The organism is Dyella sp. GSA-30 (assembly GCF_027924605.1).
GTDB lineage: Bacteria > Pseudomonadota > Gammaproteobacteria > Xanthomonadales > Rhodanobacteraceae > GSA-30.
Window position 1 is genome coordinate 4,206,411 of record NZ_AP027042.1, and the last position, 16,699, is coordinate 4,223,109.

The window sequence follows — 16,699 nt, forward strand, 5'->3', positions numbered from 1 at the left end:
GAGAGGGCTGGGGTGAGGGGGCGCAAGAGGCGATGCGAAGCGAGCCTGCTACTTACTCAACAGTACCTTCATTCCCTTCCCGCTCCATCAACAACCAGCGGCAATGCAGCGGCTCCAACATGCGAATCAGTGTCCTGGGTGCAAACGGCTTGAGCATCCCCGTGGCATTCACCACCCGCAGCTGAGTAAACGCCTGCAACTCGCCATCGTGTTCGAAGGTAACGATCACCGGTAGCGGATGTGGCGGAACGGCGTCCCTCCAAGGGGCAAGTCGCTTCCATGCGTCACTTTCGACGATTGCTATCGCGACCGAAAGCGTCTCCTCCTTCGACAGCGTGTCGATAAGCGCGTCCGCCGTGTCGTAACGCACGATGGGATTGCGCATGCCGGCGCTTCGAAGGCTGGTCTCGATGATATCGGCATCGGACACCCCCGATTGCACCAATGCGATGATGGGTAAGGATGTGTCAAACATCGTGTGTGCTGGCTGCATCTAAATAACGCGCAGCAACAGCAGGACCAGCACGATGATCAACACCAGGCCCAGACCCCCACTGGGGTAGTAACCCCATCCTCGACTATACGGCCAGGCCGGAACCGCACCGATCAGCAGAACTATAAGCACGATCAACAGAATCAGTGACATCTTCGTCTCCTTCGGCGGGAATGCAGGATGAGTTGCACAAAAAGCAGCGGTGCTGCTGTGCTTTCACCATGCGGCCTCTGCCGTCAACGAGGTGTCCAAGTTCCGCGTTCAGTTCGTCACACCGTGTGATGCAAATGACAAAGCATCGCGCCAGCTTCACCTAGGAAACTATCGGCTGAATCAAACATGCTCAGGGAAAGAAAGTTTCGATAAATCCTGATGCAGCTTGTCGAAACCTTCCCATGGATCTTTACGCAAACGCGCAAGCCGCTTGGGCAAGGAACGAATGTCGAATTGAGCACCGCTCTTGATCTTGCCTAGCTCCTCCCAGCGCAGCGGAACGGCCACCGGCGCGCCTGGGCGAGCGCGCAGGGAATACGATGCGATGCTGGTAGCGCCACGCGCATTGCGAAGGTAGTCCAGAAAAATCAGACCGCGACGTTTGTTCTTGTTCGCTACGGCAATGAACTCATCCGGATAGGTCTTGGCCAGCGTATCGGCAAAACTGCGCGCGAACTGCTTGACCGCGTCCCAGGCGCAAGCCGGCTTCAGCGGCACGACCACATGCAATCCCTTGCCTCCCGTTGTCCGCACGAAGGATGTCAGACCCAGCTTGCCCAGCAGCAAGCGCACACAACGAGCACCTTGCACAACACGTGGCCATTCGACATCAGCCGCCGGATCGAGATCGAAAATCAGCTGCGTCGCATGCTCCGAATCCTTTACTGTCGATCCCCACGGATGAAATTCGATCGCACCGAACTGCACCATCTCGATGACTGCCTCGGCGCTATCTGGATAGAGATAATCTCCGGATCCCCCGGACTCCTCCTTCAGGCGAGCACTCGGCGTGTGCTTGAGTCCATCGATGATGTGCTTCTGAAAGAAACACCCTTCGCCCACACCCGAGGGACAACGGATCACCGACATGGGCCGGCCTTGGATACCTGGCAGAAACTGCGCCATCACCGCGCGGTAATAGTCGGCTACATCCTGTTTGGAGATCCCTTCGCCAGGAAAAACCTCCCGTTCCGGATGAGTAATAGTGACCCTATCCTTGGCAGCGCTTCGTTTTTTCGTCGCAGCTGTCTTGCTTGAGCGCGAGACCTTTTTGGCGGAAACGAGCTTTGCTTGCACCATCGCGGTATTCCCCGTTCATGGATAGCTTTGCCCCCCGCTTAATATGGTGACGCTTAATGGAACTCCGCCGCGATGACACCCTGGATCAGCGTCTTGCAATGCCCACCGATCCACGGTGTCTGCCCGCGATAATGCACCGTAAGCATGCCGTTGCGCTCCAGCTTGGTGCCCTGTCGCGCGATGTACGACTCCTGGCCTGCCGCCACACCCATCATGCCGTTGACTTCCAGCACCCAGGCAATGCAGCCATTGGCGCTACCGGTGACGGGGTCTTCCATCAATGAACCCTGCTCCACCAGGAAGACGCGCACTTCGATATCGGCCGATACACCTTGTCGATGCATTCCGAATATCGCAACGCCGTGTATGTCGGCTTTATGCAGCAATGTGTGCAATGCAGCTACATCAGGCACCACATCCAGGCAGGCTTGTGCGTCGGCCAGGCCAACCACCAGCCAGCGATTGCCCATGTCCACCCGCGCCGGCATCAACTGTATATGCCAGGCATCGGTTCTAAGCGCGGCGGCCAACAAAGGCCGCAATACCTCGTCGAAGGCATCGATCTGCACAGGCGGAGTCTGGAATGCGAGCTGCCCGTCATCGCCGATCTCGATCTGCACCAGGCCGATACCGCAATGCTGCACGAGCCGTCCCGGCGTTCGCGGCTGCAAGCCCGCCTCCAGCAATGCGTGGGCGGTGCCCAGCGTCGGATGCCCGGCAAACACGAACTCCCGGTCGGTCGTGAAGATGCGCACGGAATAGTCCGCGCCCGGCACCGCCGCGGGCAATACGAACGTGGTCTCGGAAAGGTTGGTCCAGCGCGCGATCGCCTGCATCGCTTCGTCGCTCAGCCCCTCCGCATCCAGCACCACGGCCAGGGGATTCCCCTTGAAAGGCGTATTGGTGAAGACATCGACTTGCTTGAATGGACGCTGTGGCATGGCACGGCCAATGGGTAGTCTGGCGCCCAGTCTATAAGAACAGCCAGGGCCAGAAAGCAGCCCGTTGCACCGGACCCAAAGCTGCCGCATAGTCTTGCGGCCTGAGGATGGGGGATCCAAAGCATGTTGGCATGGGTATGGCTAGGCTTCGCGCTGGGCGCGGGCTCGCAGACAGCTGTTGTCGCCGATGACGTCACGAAGGGCTTGTTGCAGCGGGCGCAGTACGAACAGGTAAAGATTTCACCCGATGGCCAATACCTGGCCATCGCACATCACGAAGAACACGGCACGACCGTGACCGTGCTCGATCGCAAGTCATTGGAACAGGTCACCCAGATCGATCCTGGCGATCGCGGTGAAGTCACGTCGCTGGCATGGCTCGGCTCCGAGCAGGTGCTGGTCGCGGCCAATCGCCGCGACGGTACGTATGCCGCACCCGCGGTCGCTCCCGAGTTGTTTCTGCTCAATATCCACGAGAAGCATGCCAAGCCGCTGCCGGACAATTTTTCAGGTGTGATCGAAGGCGACGATCGCCATATCCTGGTAACGCGTTGCAAGTTTGTAGACAACAAGTGTCTTTCCGAACTGTTCAAGCTCGATACTCAACACCTTACCAGCCGCGGCGAATCGGTCACTGTCGCGCCGGTGGAAGGCGCCGAGTTTCTTATCGATCACGCCGGGCAACCCCGCTTTACCTGGGCGGTAGACGAAGACGGCATAGAAAAAGCCTACGTGCGCGACAGCAAGGGCGAATGGCAGCTGATCAACGACAGCAAGAGCAGCCACATTTATATCGAACCCAAGGGCATCAGCCGCGACAACAAATTCGCGTTTCTGATCACCGAGCAGAAGTCCGGCCCGGACGTGCTGCAGCGCTACGACTTTGCCGACAATACGCGCCAGGACCTGTTGCACGACACGACGTCCGATCCCCTTGGCGTGATCTTCAGTCTCGACCAGTTGGAACCGATCGGCGCTACCTTCGGTCCCGGGCGGCCGACGCCTCGCTATTTCAATGGAAACGACGCCGACGCGCAGTGGCGCCGAGCCCTTGGGGCAACGTTCGCCGACAGCCTTCCGGTCGTCATCAGCGCCAGCGCCGACGGCAACCTGTTGATCGTCGAGACGTCCAGCGATCGCGACCCCGGCTCGTTCTACCTGTTCGACAAGCAGGCTCGCAAAGCACAGCTGTTGTTTCATGCAAAGCCCTGGCTGGACTTGAACAAGCAGCTGGCGACCGAGTCATTTTCGGTCAAGGCCCGCGACGGGCTCGTGCTCAACGGATTCATGACGCTACCTGCGCAGACGAATCATCTGCCTCCGATGGTCGTGATGGTGCACGGTGGCCCGTTCTACGTCCGCGACGATTGGGATTACAACACCGAAACGCAGCTGCTCGCCCAGCATGGCTACGCCGTACTGCGGATCAATTACCGTGGCTCGAGCGGCTTCGGGCGCGATTTCATGGAGCGCGGCTATCGCCAGTGGGGCGCGGCGATGCAGGACGACGTCACCGATGCCACGCATTGGGCCATCGATAACGGTCTGGTCGACGGCAAACGCGTGTGCATCTACGGCGGCAGCTACGGCGGCTATGCCGCGTTGATGGGCGCTGCCCGCGAATCGCAGCTGTATCGTTGCGTCATCGGTATGGCAGGTGTCTACGATCTTAATCGCATGTACACCTGGGGCGACATCCATCGCAATCACTACGGCATGCTCTATCTCAAGACTGTCCTGGGTCAGGACAAAGCACAGCTGGCTTCACGCTCTCCGGTCGAACTGGCGTCGTCAATCACCGTTCCGGTGTTGCTGGCACATGGGACGCTCGACGGCCGCGTCCCGATTCAACATGCTCAAGCCATGCGCGATGCCTTGCGCAAGGCCGGCCATCCCCCGCTGTACTTCGAGTACACATGGGAGGGCCACGGCCTTTTCGACGACGATCATCGCAAGGATTTCTACACACGCATGCTGCAATTTCTGGACGCGAACATCGGCGATGCGTCGGGCAACCCGGTCGCCTCGCATTGAGCGTGACGGGAGGCTGACAGCGGTCAGTCTCCCGCCACGATCCGGTCCCGGCCCTTCTGCTTGGCTTGATACAAACGGCGGTCGACGGTTTCGATAAACGCGTGCATGATGTCGTCGTGGCATGGAATGATCGTGCTGACGCCGATGCTTGCGGTCAGCACCTGGTCGACCTGCGACTCTTCATGCGGGATCTGCGCCGTGGCGAGCATCTCCCGGCAACGCTCGGCGATTTTCATCGCCGATTTCGCATTGGTCTCGGGGAGAATGAACACAAACTCCTCACCGCCGAAGCGCGCGAGGAAATCGCGTGCCCGGGTTCCCACCTCGCTCAGGATGGCGGCGACCTGCTTAAGGCAGCTGTCGCCCTGCAAATGACCGTAGTGATCGTTGTACTGCTTGAAGTAATCGATATCGAGCATGATCAGCGACATCGGCTGCTTGTTGCGCCGTGCATTGCCCCATTCCACATCCATGATGAAATCGAAGCGACGCCGGTTGGCCACGCCGGTAAGGCCGTCCTTGAAGGACATTTCCTCCAACTCACGCTGCAGCAATACGAGCTGTTCTTCGGTCTTCTTTCGCTCGCTGATATCGAACATGAAGCCGATCAGGGAATCCACCGACCCGTCCTCCTTGCGTACCACATGGACCACGTCGCGAATCCATACGTAGTCGCCGCCGCGCGTCAATGCGCGATAGTCGGCCTCATGATCGACGCCGGCAATCGATTGCGCGACGCAGAAATCCACGACCCGCTGGCGATCTTCCTCATGGATACGCGAGGCCCAGTCGTCCACGGTCATCCAGCTGGCCGGGTCCCAACCGAGCAGATCGCCGATCTGCGGGCCGATATAGGCAAAACGCATCGTCGCCCAGTCGATTTTCCAGGGGATCGCGCGGGTCGATTCCAGCAGGGTTTTATAAACGGCACCGTCCGTGGCCAGATTGTCGATCTCGGACATCGTAAACCTCAGAGCGAAGCAAGCGGCGAGTCTTCGCCACGGGTATCGAGCGCCGGATCGAAGGACCAACGGCAGTTCACCGCCGCGCGCGCCAGCAGTTCCAGCAGGTGAGTTGGCTCGTCATAGACGATACGGATACCAGACCGCAGGTCTTCGCGCATCAACCGAATCATTTCCTGGGTCAACGCCAGCGGAAAGACCTCGGCCGGACGCCCGGTAACTTCGGCCAGACGCCCGGCAATCACCGGCGGGTCGCTGACCACAGGGCAAACCCGGTAGCTGTAGCCGGCACGGCCGATCGCTTCGGGCGGCAGGTCCATGAATTGCCCGGGGATCTGCGCAAAGCTGCTAAGTGACAATCGGTAGGCATTGCTGCCCAAAATCGGCAGATCCTCGGGTACCGGTCCCTCCTCGTCCAGCACCTGCAGGCGGGTCGCCAGCGATAGCAGCTGATCGACCTGATAGGCCTGCTGCATATGCGGATTGCCGACACGGATCAGATTGGCGATCAGTTCGCCCAACGACGCATGGCCTATCATCGCCGCCCGCTTGGGCAGACCGCCCCATGCCCCATCCGCCCCGTTGAGCAGGGCTTCCATCACAGCCGCATTTTCGAAGCCGGCGCCGGAATGCAGGTGCACCAGCAGCTTCAACGGCGGCGGCAGGAAGCTGCGCGCGATCTTCACAAATGCGCCGACTTGAAACGGCAAAAAAGTGCCGCGATCGTCCTCGAACGTCACGCCTTCGATCGGTTGTTCGGCCAACAGGGCAAGCACGTCGCAAACGGCATCCAGCGCGCTGGTAAAAGCATCGCAGCCGTCGACGATATTGATGAAAATCTTCGGCCGACCGCCATCGTCGCCGCGGATATGCTCGATCACCCAGGCGATGCTGGCGACCAGGCTACGACGCAGAGCTTGCAGATCCTCAGGCGTCTTCACATAGGCTGTGCTTAGATAGATTTCCATGACGGTGTTGGGCACACCGTACGACTGCAACTTGAGCAATGACGGATCGGGAGTGAACGTACCGTCCTGCGCGACCGCACCCACCGCCGTAAAAGCGAAGCAGCCGGTCATATCGATACCGTTGTTATGCAGGTACATCATGAAGTCGTCGTCGACTTCCAGATCGTCCGGCATGGCGTAATCGAGCGTTCCCAATGAAATGTGCTTGAAACCGAAGGCGCGCAATTTGGGGAGGATGGCCAGTTTGTCGGCCAGGGTCTGACCCACCCGCGAACCGACCGGGTTTTCCCGCAGGGAAAGGTCGATCAGATAAGGCTCGACCTGGCGCAGCTTCGCGATCTTGGCATTGGACTCGGCCAGGACGGCGTGAGCGTCCTGCAACGCTTGTGGTGACAGCATAGGATTTCCCGGTGCAAACGAAGCCCCCGCTCCGCTATCCACGATAAAGCAAGGTCCGTGCCCATCGGCCAAACTGGCGCCAAATTGTAAACTGGGCTCACCGGCGCGATACCGTTGGACCCGACCGCGTAGGATTGACCATGAATAACCTACTATTCGCCCCCTGCCCTCACGAAGCGAGTGCTTGATGCTCTGGGAAGAGAAGCATGGCGGCATCTGGTCCGTCGATCTGGATTACGGCGACACGCTGGTTTTTGTACGCCATGTCCCGACTGTCGACCTGATTGCCTATCTGTTCCGCCGCAGCGACGACGGCATGTACGTCGCGTCCGTGTGGCGAAAAACGCATTACCGCAAATGGCGACTGCCATTCTGGACCGCCGTGGAGCCCGCCGAAGCCTTTGCGACCGAGCACGAGGCCGACATCTATCTCACCGAACTGATCGGCACGCTGGAAGCCGAAGAACAAAGCGCGCCGCAAGGCCACCGCTACGAAAGCGACGAGTTCGCACCCATGGAAGAGCAAGCCATCGAAGCGGATAACGTGGTTTATCTGTTCCCCAATGGATTCAGGCCTCGCCCTTGATGGCTGCACGAGAGCCGCGCTGCCATAGCTAAACCTGTTGCCGACACATCTCGTAAAACGCAAGAAATAGCGCCAGACCAGCACTGGACGACACCGCCTGGGCGCGTGCTAGATTAATTGGGAGACATGGCTAAAAGGTTTGGAAAACCGCCATGTCGGAGCTGAATCGACCAAGGGTAAGTCAGACAGTTACAGGGACACTGGCTTGAGCGGTCTACCGAATGATTTTGACTTGAGTGCGGCGTGGTTTCGCAGGGCGCAAAGCGATCTCAAGGCTTTTATGGAAGCATTCGCGGTACGGCTCGAGGGGGCCGTGCCTGCGCGAGTACGCGTCGAGCGCCAGAAAGACAGCCTGTTCTCCAAGACGCGCCACGTCACCAGCATCCATGTCGAGGCGCATAACCATGTTTACGAACTGACGCTGCAAGGCGGCCGATTGTCGGCACAACGCAGCAAAGTCGTGCACGGTGTTTCGTTGATGACCGAACGCATGGAAGTGCCTCAGTGGCTCGATGCGTTGCGCGAAGATATCCAGACGCTTGCCGAGCAGGCCGGCTCCGCGCAAGACGTGTTGCACGACTTTTTGATGTCCTGAATCGCCGCACTTTCACCGACCGCATTTCCGCCTATGTGCGCGTACTGCTATCACATGCACCACGCTGGCTCTGGAGACCTGGATGTCCTGGTTTGACCGTTTCAAAAGTGGCACTTCCAACAATCAAGCGCCATCGAATCCCGGCGATCAGCAACAGGATTTTGCCGGCAGCAACGAACAACGTCAGCAAGCCTGGGAAGAAGCGCTGCGGCTGCATCGCCCGCCCGCCTTCGTCTCGCAACGCCTGGCCGATACGGCGCAGGGCAAACTGCCCTGGATCGCCACCATGACAGCGGCGGAGCTGGCGTTGACGCGCAGTCATGGCATCCGTCCGATCGCCACGGTATCGGGCACATGCTGGTACCACTATGGGTATTCGTGGACCCAGGGCCATGCCAGCGGCTGGCACAGCGCCTTGCACCGCATACAGCGAGAAGCCGCCGCGGCCGGCGCCAATGCCATCGTCGACGTGCGCATGCGCAAGATCGACCTGGATGTCGGCGCAAGCATGGATTTCACCTTGATCGGCACCGCAGTGCGCATCGAAGGCATCCCACCGAATCCGGAGCCGATCGTATCGACCGTGTCCGCACTGGAATTCGCTCGCCTGCTTGAGGCGAACATCGTGCCGGTAGGCATTGCCGTCGGCGCACACTACGAATGGCTCGGCTCCAGTTGGCGCATCCTCGATGCAAAAGGCGGCTGGGTAAACCAACCGCTCAAGGAGCTTGGCGGCTTCTGGGAGCGCGTGCGCCACAAGGCATTGATCGAACTGCGCCAGGATACGCACCGCCAGGGCAATGGCGTGCTGGCACATACGCATTTCGGCGAGCTCATCAAGGTCGAACAGGATCAGAACAACGGCGGCACGCAATACCTGGGGCGCCACATCGTGATCGGCACCGTGATCGAGACCGAGCGCCATCGCTCGATGACGCACCCGGTGCGCACGGTCGTGGACATGTGCGATGGCCGCTCTCCGCTGCTCGATACCACATCCACCCATCGCAACATCTACAACACCAATCAGGAAGAAGGTTCGATATGAGCGACGGTAGTTCGATTCCTCAGCCCGCGCTGGAACGCTTGAAAGGTCTGCGGCGTGAAGGGCATCCCGGCGGCATCTTCACCTCCGACTTTTCGGTCAATGAATTTCTATTGGTCCGCAAGGCGGGCTTCGAACCGGTCGGGCTGTGCGTCGGCTCGTGCATCTACCATCTGGGCATTCAGTACGCCAAGTGGGGACAGAGCCAGGAGATGAACGTGCTCTCGCAGGCGATGTACCACGCCCGCGAACTGGCCATGTCGCGCATGCGCGAAGAGGCCAGCGGCATGGGCGCCGACGGCATCGTCGGTGTGCAATTGACCGTCAAGCGCCTGGAATGGGACAACGACATCCTGGAGTTCATCGCCATCGGCACGGGCGTGGTACACGCGCAAGGCCATCCGGGCTACAAGGGCCCCAAGGGCAAGCCGTTTACTTCCGACCTGTCCGGCCAGGATTTCTGGACCTTGCTGCAAGCCGGCTATCGTCCGCTGGAAATGGTCATGGGCTCATGCGTCTATCACGTCGCTCACCAGGGCATGTTGAAATCGCTGGGCAACGTCGGCCGAAATACCGAGCTCACCAACTTCTCGCAGGCGCTCTACGACGCGCGCGAAATCGCCATGGAACGCATGCAGCACGAAGCCATCGCGGCACAGGCCGAAGGTGTTGTCGGTGTCGATCTGCATGAAGGCTCGCACAACTGGCAGCCGCATATCATCGAGTTCTTCGCGGTGGGCACGGCGGTGACGCCGATCTCGACAGAACCGGATGCATCGCGGATTCCCGATCCGCAGCTGGTGCTATCCGTCAACAATTGAAGCTGGAGCAACGATCATGAGCATTCTCGGACGCGTCGCGGACCTGCTGCAGGCCAAGACACAGAAACTGCTGGACCGCTTGGAAGACCCCAACGAAACGTTGGATCTCTCCTATGAAAAGATGATCAGCGGCCTGCAGGAAACCAAGCAGCATCTGGCCGAAGTGGTCACCGAGCAGAAGGTGCTGGAACGGCAGATTCAAAGCGCACAACAAGAGGCCGACCAGGCGCAGGAAAACGCCCGCCTGGCATTGCAGTCCTCCCGTGAAGACCTGGCACGCGCCGCGCTGTCACAGCGCCAGGCCGCGCTCGAGAAAGTCGACACGCTGGGCAAGGCACGGGCCAATATCGCGGCGCAGGCGGACAAGCTGATCGGCTACCAGCGCACGCTGGAAGACCGTATCGAGCAATTCCGTACGCAAAAAGAAGTGATGAAGAGCAGCTACGCCGCGGCACAGGCACAGGTCAAGGTGACCGAGTCGATCACCGGCGTGGGCGACCATTTGAGCCATGTGGGCGATGCGATGCGTCGGGCCGAGGACAAGGTCAGCGGCATGCAGGCCAAGGCCGATGCGATGAGCGACCTCATGCAGGCAGGCGTGCTCAAGGACCCGCTTGATCATCGCACCAGCGTGGAGCGCGAGTTGCAGAACCTGCGCAGCAACAGCAACGTTGACGCCGAGCTGGAGAAGCTCAAGGCGGAGCTTGGGAAGGCGTAACAGGAACGCCCTGGAACCACTCCCTCATCATCCCGGCCTGCGCCGGGATGATGAGGCGATGAACCTATCGGCGACTACTGCTTGGGGCGCGCCACCTGATACATCTCCCACGAGATCTTCTTCATTAACGCGTTGCGATCGTCGCCCTCGACGTAAAGATCGAAATGCGTCTTCCCTTCCAGATAACGGAAATCGCTCTTGGCATGCAGGCCATCGAGCACGGCCTGGAATTTGTGCGCCGAGCCGTCGAGATAGAACGTGTCGGCGGTACCGACAATCAGATGGATCTTGCCATCCAGGTCTGGCTTCAACGACGGCCAGTTCTTCTGAACGCGCGCGGCGATATCGTAGTTGTCGTGCCAGTACGCAACGACATCGGCATTGACGTTGCCGGTATCGCGATCGAACATCGGCTCGGGCCGGCCATCGGTGCCACGCGGCGAGAACACCCATTCGAACGACGCGAACTGACCGCCATAGGGGCCGATGACGCGCTCCAGCTTGGCGAATGTCTCGATCGTGGCGATCACCTTGCCTTTGTCGCGGATAAGCGGAATGGCACTGCCATCTGCATGGTGGTACATGTTTGCGTTGGCGGCGTACAGATCGGCGCCGGTGAAGTCATGGAAGTCGCTTGGATCAGGCGATGTGGACCAGGTTCCACCGAAGATCTTCGGATAGCGCGTCTGCAACCACAGCGTTGCCCAACCACCTGACGAATGACCATTGAGGAAGCGTCCACTGGCCTTGCCATCCATGCGATAGCGCTTTTCCAGCGACGGAATCAATTCTTCGGTCAGCGCCCTGCCCCACGGCCCATTGTTGACCGAGTCGACGAATTCGTTCGTGCCGGTCGGTCCGGACTGGTCGACGAAAACCCAGATCATCGGCGGCATCTGCTTTCTGGCCATGGCATTCCAGACGGTTGCCATGGTCGAGCCGAACCGGTTGTAGCCGCCGGTAAAACCGTGCGTGTAGTACACCACCGGATAGCGCGTCGAGGCCTTGGAATCATATCCCGGCGGAGTGAGCACACGAGCGCGTATCGACACAGGGCGTCCCCAGAACGCGCTGAGTGCCGGGCTGACCATCGATTCGTCCGCTGCGTGCTTCTGCGCTTCGGGCAAGGCTTCACGCACCTCTTGTGGCGCGGTGGGCGGCAACACCCATGGCCCGCTCTTGTCCGGCACGCCCTGGGTCAGCTTCAAGGTGGGAATGGCACCGCCAGGGACCATCTTCACCGGCACGACCTGGCTGATGAGGTCACCCGCCTGTCGCCCGGTGTAGTTGTAGCTGTGATCGACGTCGAGCACCGCCTGGAAAAGATAATCTCCTGGCGGCAACGTCGAAAATGCCGCGGGAAAAGTGATGCCGTCGACATCGACATCTACGCTCGTACCCGGCGCGATATAGGCCACCTCGCGCGCGGCAATGGACACCGCCGAAGGCATGAGGGGATTCATGTCCACCTCTGTCACCTTGCCATCCTTGGCCGCCTGCCTGGCCGTGGACGCCAGTGTGGCGAACACCAATAGCCGCCCCGACGTCGGGTGATCGACCGCGCCGTCGAGGGTGACTCGAACGATGCGATGAGCGATCGGCGCATCGTCGGCGTATGACGATGGCGCCCCGGAACATGTCGCGACCAGCGCCAAAGCGGGCAAGAGCAAACGCAAATTCATCGATATCCCCTTCAAGAGATGTGACCGTGCCGGATCACGGCATTATGCCGTCCGCGCATCACCCACGGGGCTGGCGGTGCCTGGCACCGTAATGGAAGCCGCCGAGGTCACGCCATGGGCCATTGGGCACGAGTGACGTCCCGTGGCCAGACCCTTGGGAACTGTTGCCCTTGGGAACGGTTGCCCTTGGGAACCTTTGCGCCGTTGCGCTAATCTCCCGCCATGCCGACCAATACCCCCTTTTCGATGATCCGCGAGTTTCACCTCGCCGACTGGTTCACGCTGGGCAACGCCGTGTGTGGCGTCAGCGCGATATTTTCGGTGATGTCCTATCTGGACGACGGCAACGTCTACTGGATGTACCAGGCCTGCGCGCTGGCGGTGATCGCCCTGATCTTCGACGTGCTCGATGGGCGTATTGCGCGCTGGCGACAGAAATCGTCGGCGATGGGGCGCGAGCTGGACTCCCTGGCCGATGTGATCTCCTTTGGCGTGCTGCCCGCCGCCATCGCTTACGGCTGCGGCATGCAGGGTACGCTGGACAAGGCGGCACTGGTGTTCTTTGTCGCGTGCGGCGTGTCGCGCCTGGCGCGTTACAACGTCACCGCCGAAACGCTCTCGGAGGGTGGCGACAAGGTCAAATATTTCGAAGGCACGCCGATTCCGACCTCGCTGATCCTGGTGGCGGTGTTGTTTATCGCTGCCACCAACGGCGCCATCGGCGACCAGCTCTGGCTTGGCGTGGTGCACCTGGGGCGTCTGAGTCTGCATCCGCTGGTGCTGATGTTCGTCCTCTCCGGCTCGCTGATGATCAGCCGTATCCGCATTCCGAAGCTGTAAACGTTATTCCGGGGCTATTCCGGGCAACCCTTGGTACGGCGGCAATCGCCCCAAGGTGAGTGGGTTGACGTGCCTCGAACATCGCTTCGAGCACACTTGTCCATCGGTTTCCAGGAGAACCCACCATGGCAGCCCGTCCGATCAAGATACCCGGCCCGGATCACCCGATTACCATCACCCCCAACCGCGAGCACGTGGTCGTACGCGCCGGCGGCAAAGTCATCGCCGATAGCCGCGAGGCGCTTTCCCTCCAGGAAGCCCACTACCCTGCCGTGTTGTATATCCCGCGCAAGGATGTCGACATGACGCTGCTCGAGCGCACGACGCTTTCGACGTATTGCCCATATAAGGGCGACTGCTCCTATTACAGCATCCCCGCCGGCGGCGAGCGCGCAGTCAATGCGGTGTGGACCTACGAGTCTCCTTACGATGCAGTGGCCGAGATCAAGGACTATGTAGCGTTCTATCCCGACCGTATCGACGCGATCGAGCGCGAGCCCATCGATCGATAACCCCTCTCCATTTACGCCATGGCCGCACCCGCGGCCTGGCGTACCGGAATACCTTCCGGGTCGAAATCGTCCAGGCAGAACACGTTGATGCCCAGGTAATCGGGCGTAACCCGCTTGCGGTGAAACGGGTAGATGCCACAGACCTTGCAGAAATAGTGCCTGGCTGTCCCGGTATGAAAGCGGTACTCGCTCAGGCTGTCCTCGCCGGCCAGGAGCGCGAACCGGCTTTCGTGCACCTTGACCATCAAAGCATTCTTGCGCCTGCAGATCGAGCAGTCGCATGTCGTCAGTTCCGGGAAATCGGTTTCTATCCGGAACTGCACCGCGCCGCAATGGCAGCGACCCAGACAGGACTGCATCGGGCGATTCCCCATGGCGTGACGCTCCTCCCATTACCCTTCGATCAATCAGCTTGCACGACTGCTGATCAGTTCTCAACGGCCGCGTTTCCTGGCATCGCAATTCCATCCCGACCGCTTTATATTGCCTACGGTCATCGAGCCGGCTCGCGTGTGCATGTGCGCCGTTTCCTAGTTGTCGCGTCCAGGTCACGGGAGACTCCATCCATGCCCCATGCAGGGCCACTGCGGCGCCTGAGAGCGCCTTCAGCCGTAGAACTGAGCATGTTCGCCGTGGCCATCGCGCTGGGCATCCTTGGCTGCTCCTCCAAGGCGGACGCCTTGCGAACAGCCAGATACGATCCCTTGAACCTCTATTACGACGACAGCTTGCGCCAGCACATCATCGATGCCTGCCATCAGGGTAGCCGCGATGAAGTCGCCAGGTACGAACAGCTGCCCGCTTGCAGACTGGCCACGCACGAGGAAGAACTCAAGCGCAGCGGCTGGAAACCCCCGGGGCTGGGCGCGACACACCCGTCCGATACAGCGATGCGTTGAGAGAGTCAGGCATGCGTTTTACAAGCAAAGCGATCGTTTCCGCCTCCTTGGCCGTGGCATCGATCATGGCCCATGCCGGCAACCCGGTTTTCCCGGGCTGGTATGCGGACCCGGAAGCACAGATCTTCGAGCACCAGTACTGGATTTATCCCACCACTTCCGAACGCTATGCCGATCAGACGTATTTCGATGCGTTCTCTTCGCCCGACCTGGTTCATTGGACCCGGCATGCTCACGTGCTGGACGCCGCGCACGTGGCCTGGGCAAAGAAAGCGATGTGGGCGCCGGCGCTGGTGGCCAAAGACGGCAAGTTCTATTTCTTTTTCGGCGCCAACGACATCCAGAACGACAAGGACCTGGGCGGCATCGGTGTGGCGGTAGCCGACCGGCCGCAGGGGCCATATCGCGACCTGCTCGGCAAGCCGCTGATCGGCGCGTTTCATAACGGCGCACAGCCGATCGACCAGTTCGTCTTCAAGGACAGCGACGGCGCCTACTACATCATCTACGGCGGCTGGGGCCACGCGAATATCGCCCGGCTCAAGGACGACTTCAGCGGCATCGCCAACTTGCCTGACGGCAGTCAGTTCAAGGAAATCACACCGCAGAACTACGTCGAAGGCCCTTGCATGTTCAAACGCAACGGCAAGTACTACCTGATGTGGTCCGAGGGCGGCTGGACCGGCCCGGATTACTCCGTGGCCTACGCCATGGCCGATTCACCACTGGGGCCATTCGAGCGCATCGGCAAGATTCTGCAGCAGGACCCGGCCATTGCCACCGGCGCGGGCCATCACTCGGTATTTCATGTGGAAAAAGACGATACCTGGTACATCGTCTATCACCGCCGGCCGATCGGCGACACGGCGGCGAACCATCGCGTGGTATCGATCGACCGGATGGCATTCGATGCACGTGGGCATATCTTGCCGGTGAAGATTACGAATGAGGGTGTGACGGCGCATCCGTTGCCTTGAAGGGAGTTAAGAGCCCCCTCACCCCAGCCCTCTCCCCCGGCAAAGCCAGGGGAGAGGGAGCAAGTAGCGCAAGTGCGAAACACTGAAGCCCCCTCAATCAGCTCCCTCTCTCCTGGCTTTGCCGGGGGAGAGGGTTGGGGTGAGGGGGCGCAAGAGGCGAAGCGAAGCGAGCCTACGCCGCCCCTAAAAACTCAGCCATGGCCGCTCCAAGCTGCGGCAAGGTCACCGCACTCATATGCGTCCCAGGCACTTCGACATAGCGAGCATGCGGCATCGCCTGCGCAAGCTCTCGTGCCGAACCGTTATCGCGATCGTCAACGCCGGTCAACACCAGCGCGGGTACTTCGATGCGCTCGATCACATCCAGCGGCGTATCGACAAACGTATCGAGCACACGCAGCAAGGCTTCCGGATCGCCGCCAACGGTCTTGAGAAAGGCCTCGGCCATGAATTCCGCCGAGCCTCGCTGAAACGTCCCCAGATGCGTGAGGATATGGCGAAAATGCTCGCTACGCCCTGCCGTGTGCACAAGCCCTTCCAATCCCATACCCGACAAGATCGCTCGTGCCGGCCTGGCGCCGCGTGCCAGCATCCGCATCGCCGTGCGCGCACCTAGCGAATACCCGCCCAGGTCGTAGTCGGTCAGCGCGAGCTGCTCGATCAATGCAAAGCCGTCATCGGCCAGCACATCCGGCGGATAGGAGACCGCATCATGCGGTTTGGCGCTGTCACCGTGCGCGCGCAGGTCGGGCATGATCACGCGATAGCCCTGCGATACGAGCTTCGCCGCGTGGCCATAACGCACCCAGTTCACTACGGCGGTGGAAAAGTAGCCGTGGATCAATATCAGCGGTCGGCCGTGGCCCAGTTCGCGATAAGCGAGCCGGGCACCATCACGGCCTTCGAAAAAGTGAACAGTCGGATCAGTTGTCAC

19 protein-coding genes are annotated in these 16,699 nt (G+C 60.3%); 10 read left to right on the forward strand and 9 right to left on the reverse strand.

Annotated elements, in window-relative coordinates:
* Positions 1–52 precede the first annotated feature (52 nt).
* The 4 genes from QMG46_RS17625 to QMG46_RS17640 form a co-directional block, all read right to left on the reverse strand.
* Positions 53–430 (reverse strand): hypothetical protein, encoded by a 378-nt coding sequence (locus QMG46_RS17625; RefSeq protein WP_281849157.1) that lies wholly within the window; start codon positions 428–430, stop codon positions 53–55.
* A 63-nt stretch (positions 431–493) separates the two neighbouring features.
* Positions 494–646, reverse strand: a complete 153-nt coding sequence (locus QMG46_RS17630) for a DUF3309 family protein (RefSeq protein WP_281849158.1) — start codon at positions 644–646, stop codon at positions 494–496.
* A gap of 180 nt (positions 647–826) precedes the next feature.
* Entirely contained in the window at positions 827–1,786 is a 960-nt protein-coding gene (ligD, locus tag QMG46_RS17635) for a non-homologous end-joining DNA ligase (RefSeq protein WP_281849159.1), read from the reverse strand.
* Positions 1,787–1,839: 53 nt separating this feature from the next.
* Positions 1,840–2,727, reverse strand: coding sequence for a PhzF family protein (locus QMG46_RS17640; protein WP_281849160.1), 888 nt, complete (start codon positions 2,725–2,727; stop codon positions 1,840–1,842).
* 123 nt (positions 2,728–2,850) lie between these two features.
* On the opposite strand from QMG46_RS17640, the gene QMG46_RS17645 reads away from it, so the two are divergent.
* A complete protein-coding gene (locus QMG46_RS17645; protein ID WP_281849161.1) occupies positions 2,851–4,761 on the forward strand; it encodes an alpha/beta hydrolase family protein in 1,911 nt (636 codons plus the stop codon).
* 23 nt (positions 4,762–4,784) lie between these two features.
* Here QMG46_RS17645 and QMG46_RS17650 read toward each other — a convergent pair whose 3' ends face one another.
* Together QMG46_RS17650 and QMG46_RS17655 are read right to left on the reverse strand one after the other, a co-directional pair.
* Positions 4,785–5,723, reverse strand: coding sequence for a GGDEF domain-containing protein (locus QMG46_RS17650; protein WP_281849162.1), 939 nt, complete (start codon positions 5,721–5,723; stop codon positions 4,785–4,787).
* A gap of 8 nt (positions 5,724–5,731) precedes the next feature.
* Positions 5,732–7,090 carry a beta/alpha barrel domain-containing protein gene (locus QMG46_RS17655; RefSeq protein ID WP_281849163.1) on the reverse strand — a complete coding sequence of 453 codons (1,359 nt, stop codon included), beginning with the start codon at positions 7,088–7,090 and terminating at the stop codon, positions 5,732–5,734.
* 187 nt (positions 7,091–7,277) lie between these two features.
* On the opposite strand from QMG46_RS17655, the gene QMG46_RS17660 reads away from it, so the two are divergent.
* From QMG46_RS17660 to QMG46_RS17680, 5 genes are all read left to right on the forward strand, one after another.
* On the forward strand, positions 7,278–7,676 hold the full coding sequence (locus QMG46_RS17660; RefSeq protein ID WP_281849164.1) for a hypothetical protein: 399 nt from the start codon (positions 7,278–7,280) through the stop codon (positions 7,674–7,676).
* A gap of 205 nt (positions 7,677–7,881) precedes the next feature.
* Positions 7,882–8,271, forward strand: a complete 390-nt coding sequence (locus QMG46_RS17665) for a hypothetical protein (protein WP_281849165.1) — start codon at positions 7,882–7,884, stop codon at positions 8,269–8,271.
* A gap of 82 nt (positions 8,272–8,353) precedes the next feature.
* Positions 8,354–9,319 carry a heavy metal-binding domain-containing protein gene (locus QMG46_RS17670; protein WP_281849166.1) on the forward strand — a complete coding sequence of 322 codons (966 nt, stop codon included), beginning with the start codon at positions 8,354–8,356 and terminating at the stop codon, positions 9,317–9,319.
* Entirely contained in the window at positions 9,316–10,137 is an 822-nt protein-coding gene (locus tag QMG46_RS17675) for a heavy metal-binding domain-containing protein (RefSeq protein ID WP_281849167.1), read from the forward strand. The genes QMG46_RS17670 and QMG46_RS17675 overlap by 4 nt, the downstream gene beginning before the upstream one ends.
* 16 nt (positions 10,138–10,153) lie before the next feature.
* Positions 10,154–10,855, forward strand: a complete 702-nt coding sequence (locus tag QMG46_RS17680) for a PspA/IM30 family protein (RefSeq protein WP_281849168.1) — start codon at positions 10,154–10,156, stop codon at positions 10,853–10,855.
* A gap of 74 nt (positions 10,856–10,929) precedes the next feature.
* Here the strand turns inward: QMG46_RS17680 and QMG46_RS17685 are convergent, their stop codons facing one another.
* Positions 10,930–12,537, reverse strand: coding sequence for an alpha/beta hydrolase (locus QMG46_RS17685; RefSeq protein WP_281849169.1), 1,608 nt, complete (start codon positions 12,535–12,537; stop codon positions 10,930–10,932).
* Positions 12,538–12,759: 222 nt separating this feature from the next.
* Here QMG46_RS17685 and pssA point away from each other — a divergent pair, with 222 nt between their 5' ends.
* Together pssA and QMG46_RS17695 are read left to right on the forward strand one after the other, a co-directional pair.
* Positions 12,760–13,377: a CDP-diacylglycerol--serine O-phosphatidyltransferase gene (gene pssA, locus QMG46_RS17690; RefSeq protein WP_281849170.1), complete on the forward strand. Its 618-nt coding sequence runs from the start codon at positions 12,760–12,762 to the stop codon at positions 13,375–13,377.
* 125 nt (positions 13,378–13,502) lie between these two features.
* Positions 13,503–13,889, forward strand: coding sequence for a DUF427 domain-containing protein (locus QMG46_RS17695; protein WP_281849171.1), 387 nt, complete (start codon positions 13,503–13,505; stop codon positions 13,887–13,889).
* An 11-nt stretch (positions 13,890–13,900) separates the two neighbouring features.
* Here QMG46_RS17695 and QMG46_RS17700 read toward each other — a convergent pair whose 3' ends face one another.
* Positions 13,901–14,263, reverse strand: coding sequence for a GFA family protein (locus QMG46_RS17700; RefSeq protein WP_281849172.1), 363 nt, complete (start codon positions 14,261–14,263; stop codon positions 13,901–13,903).
* 249 nt (positions 14,264–14,512) lie between these two features.
* Between QMG46_RS17700 and QMG46_RS17705 the strand changes: the two genes are divergently transcribed.
* Together QMG46_RS17705 and QMG46_RS17710 are read left to right on the forward strand one after the other, a co-directional pair.
* Entirely contained in the window at positions 14,513–14,788 is a 276-nt protein-coding gene (locus QMG46_RS17705) for a hypothetical protein (protein ID WP_281849173.1), read from the forward strand.
* 11 nt (positions 14,789–14,799) lie between these two features.
* Positions 14,800–15,765 (forward strand): glycoside hydrolase family 43 protein, encoded by a 966-nt coding sequence (locus QMG46_RS17710; protein ID WP_281849174.1) that lies wholly within the window; start codon positions 14,800–14,802, stop codon positions 15,763–15,765.
* 172 nt (positions 15,766–15,937) lie between these two features.
* On the opposite strand, the gene QMG46_RS17715 is transcribed toward QMG46_RS17710, so the two are convergent.
* Positions 15,938–16,699, reverse strand: coding sequence for an alpha/beta fold hydrolase (locus QMG46_RS17715; protein ID WP_281849175.1), 762 nt, complete (start codon positions 16,697–16,699; stop codon positions 15,938–15,940).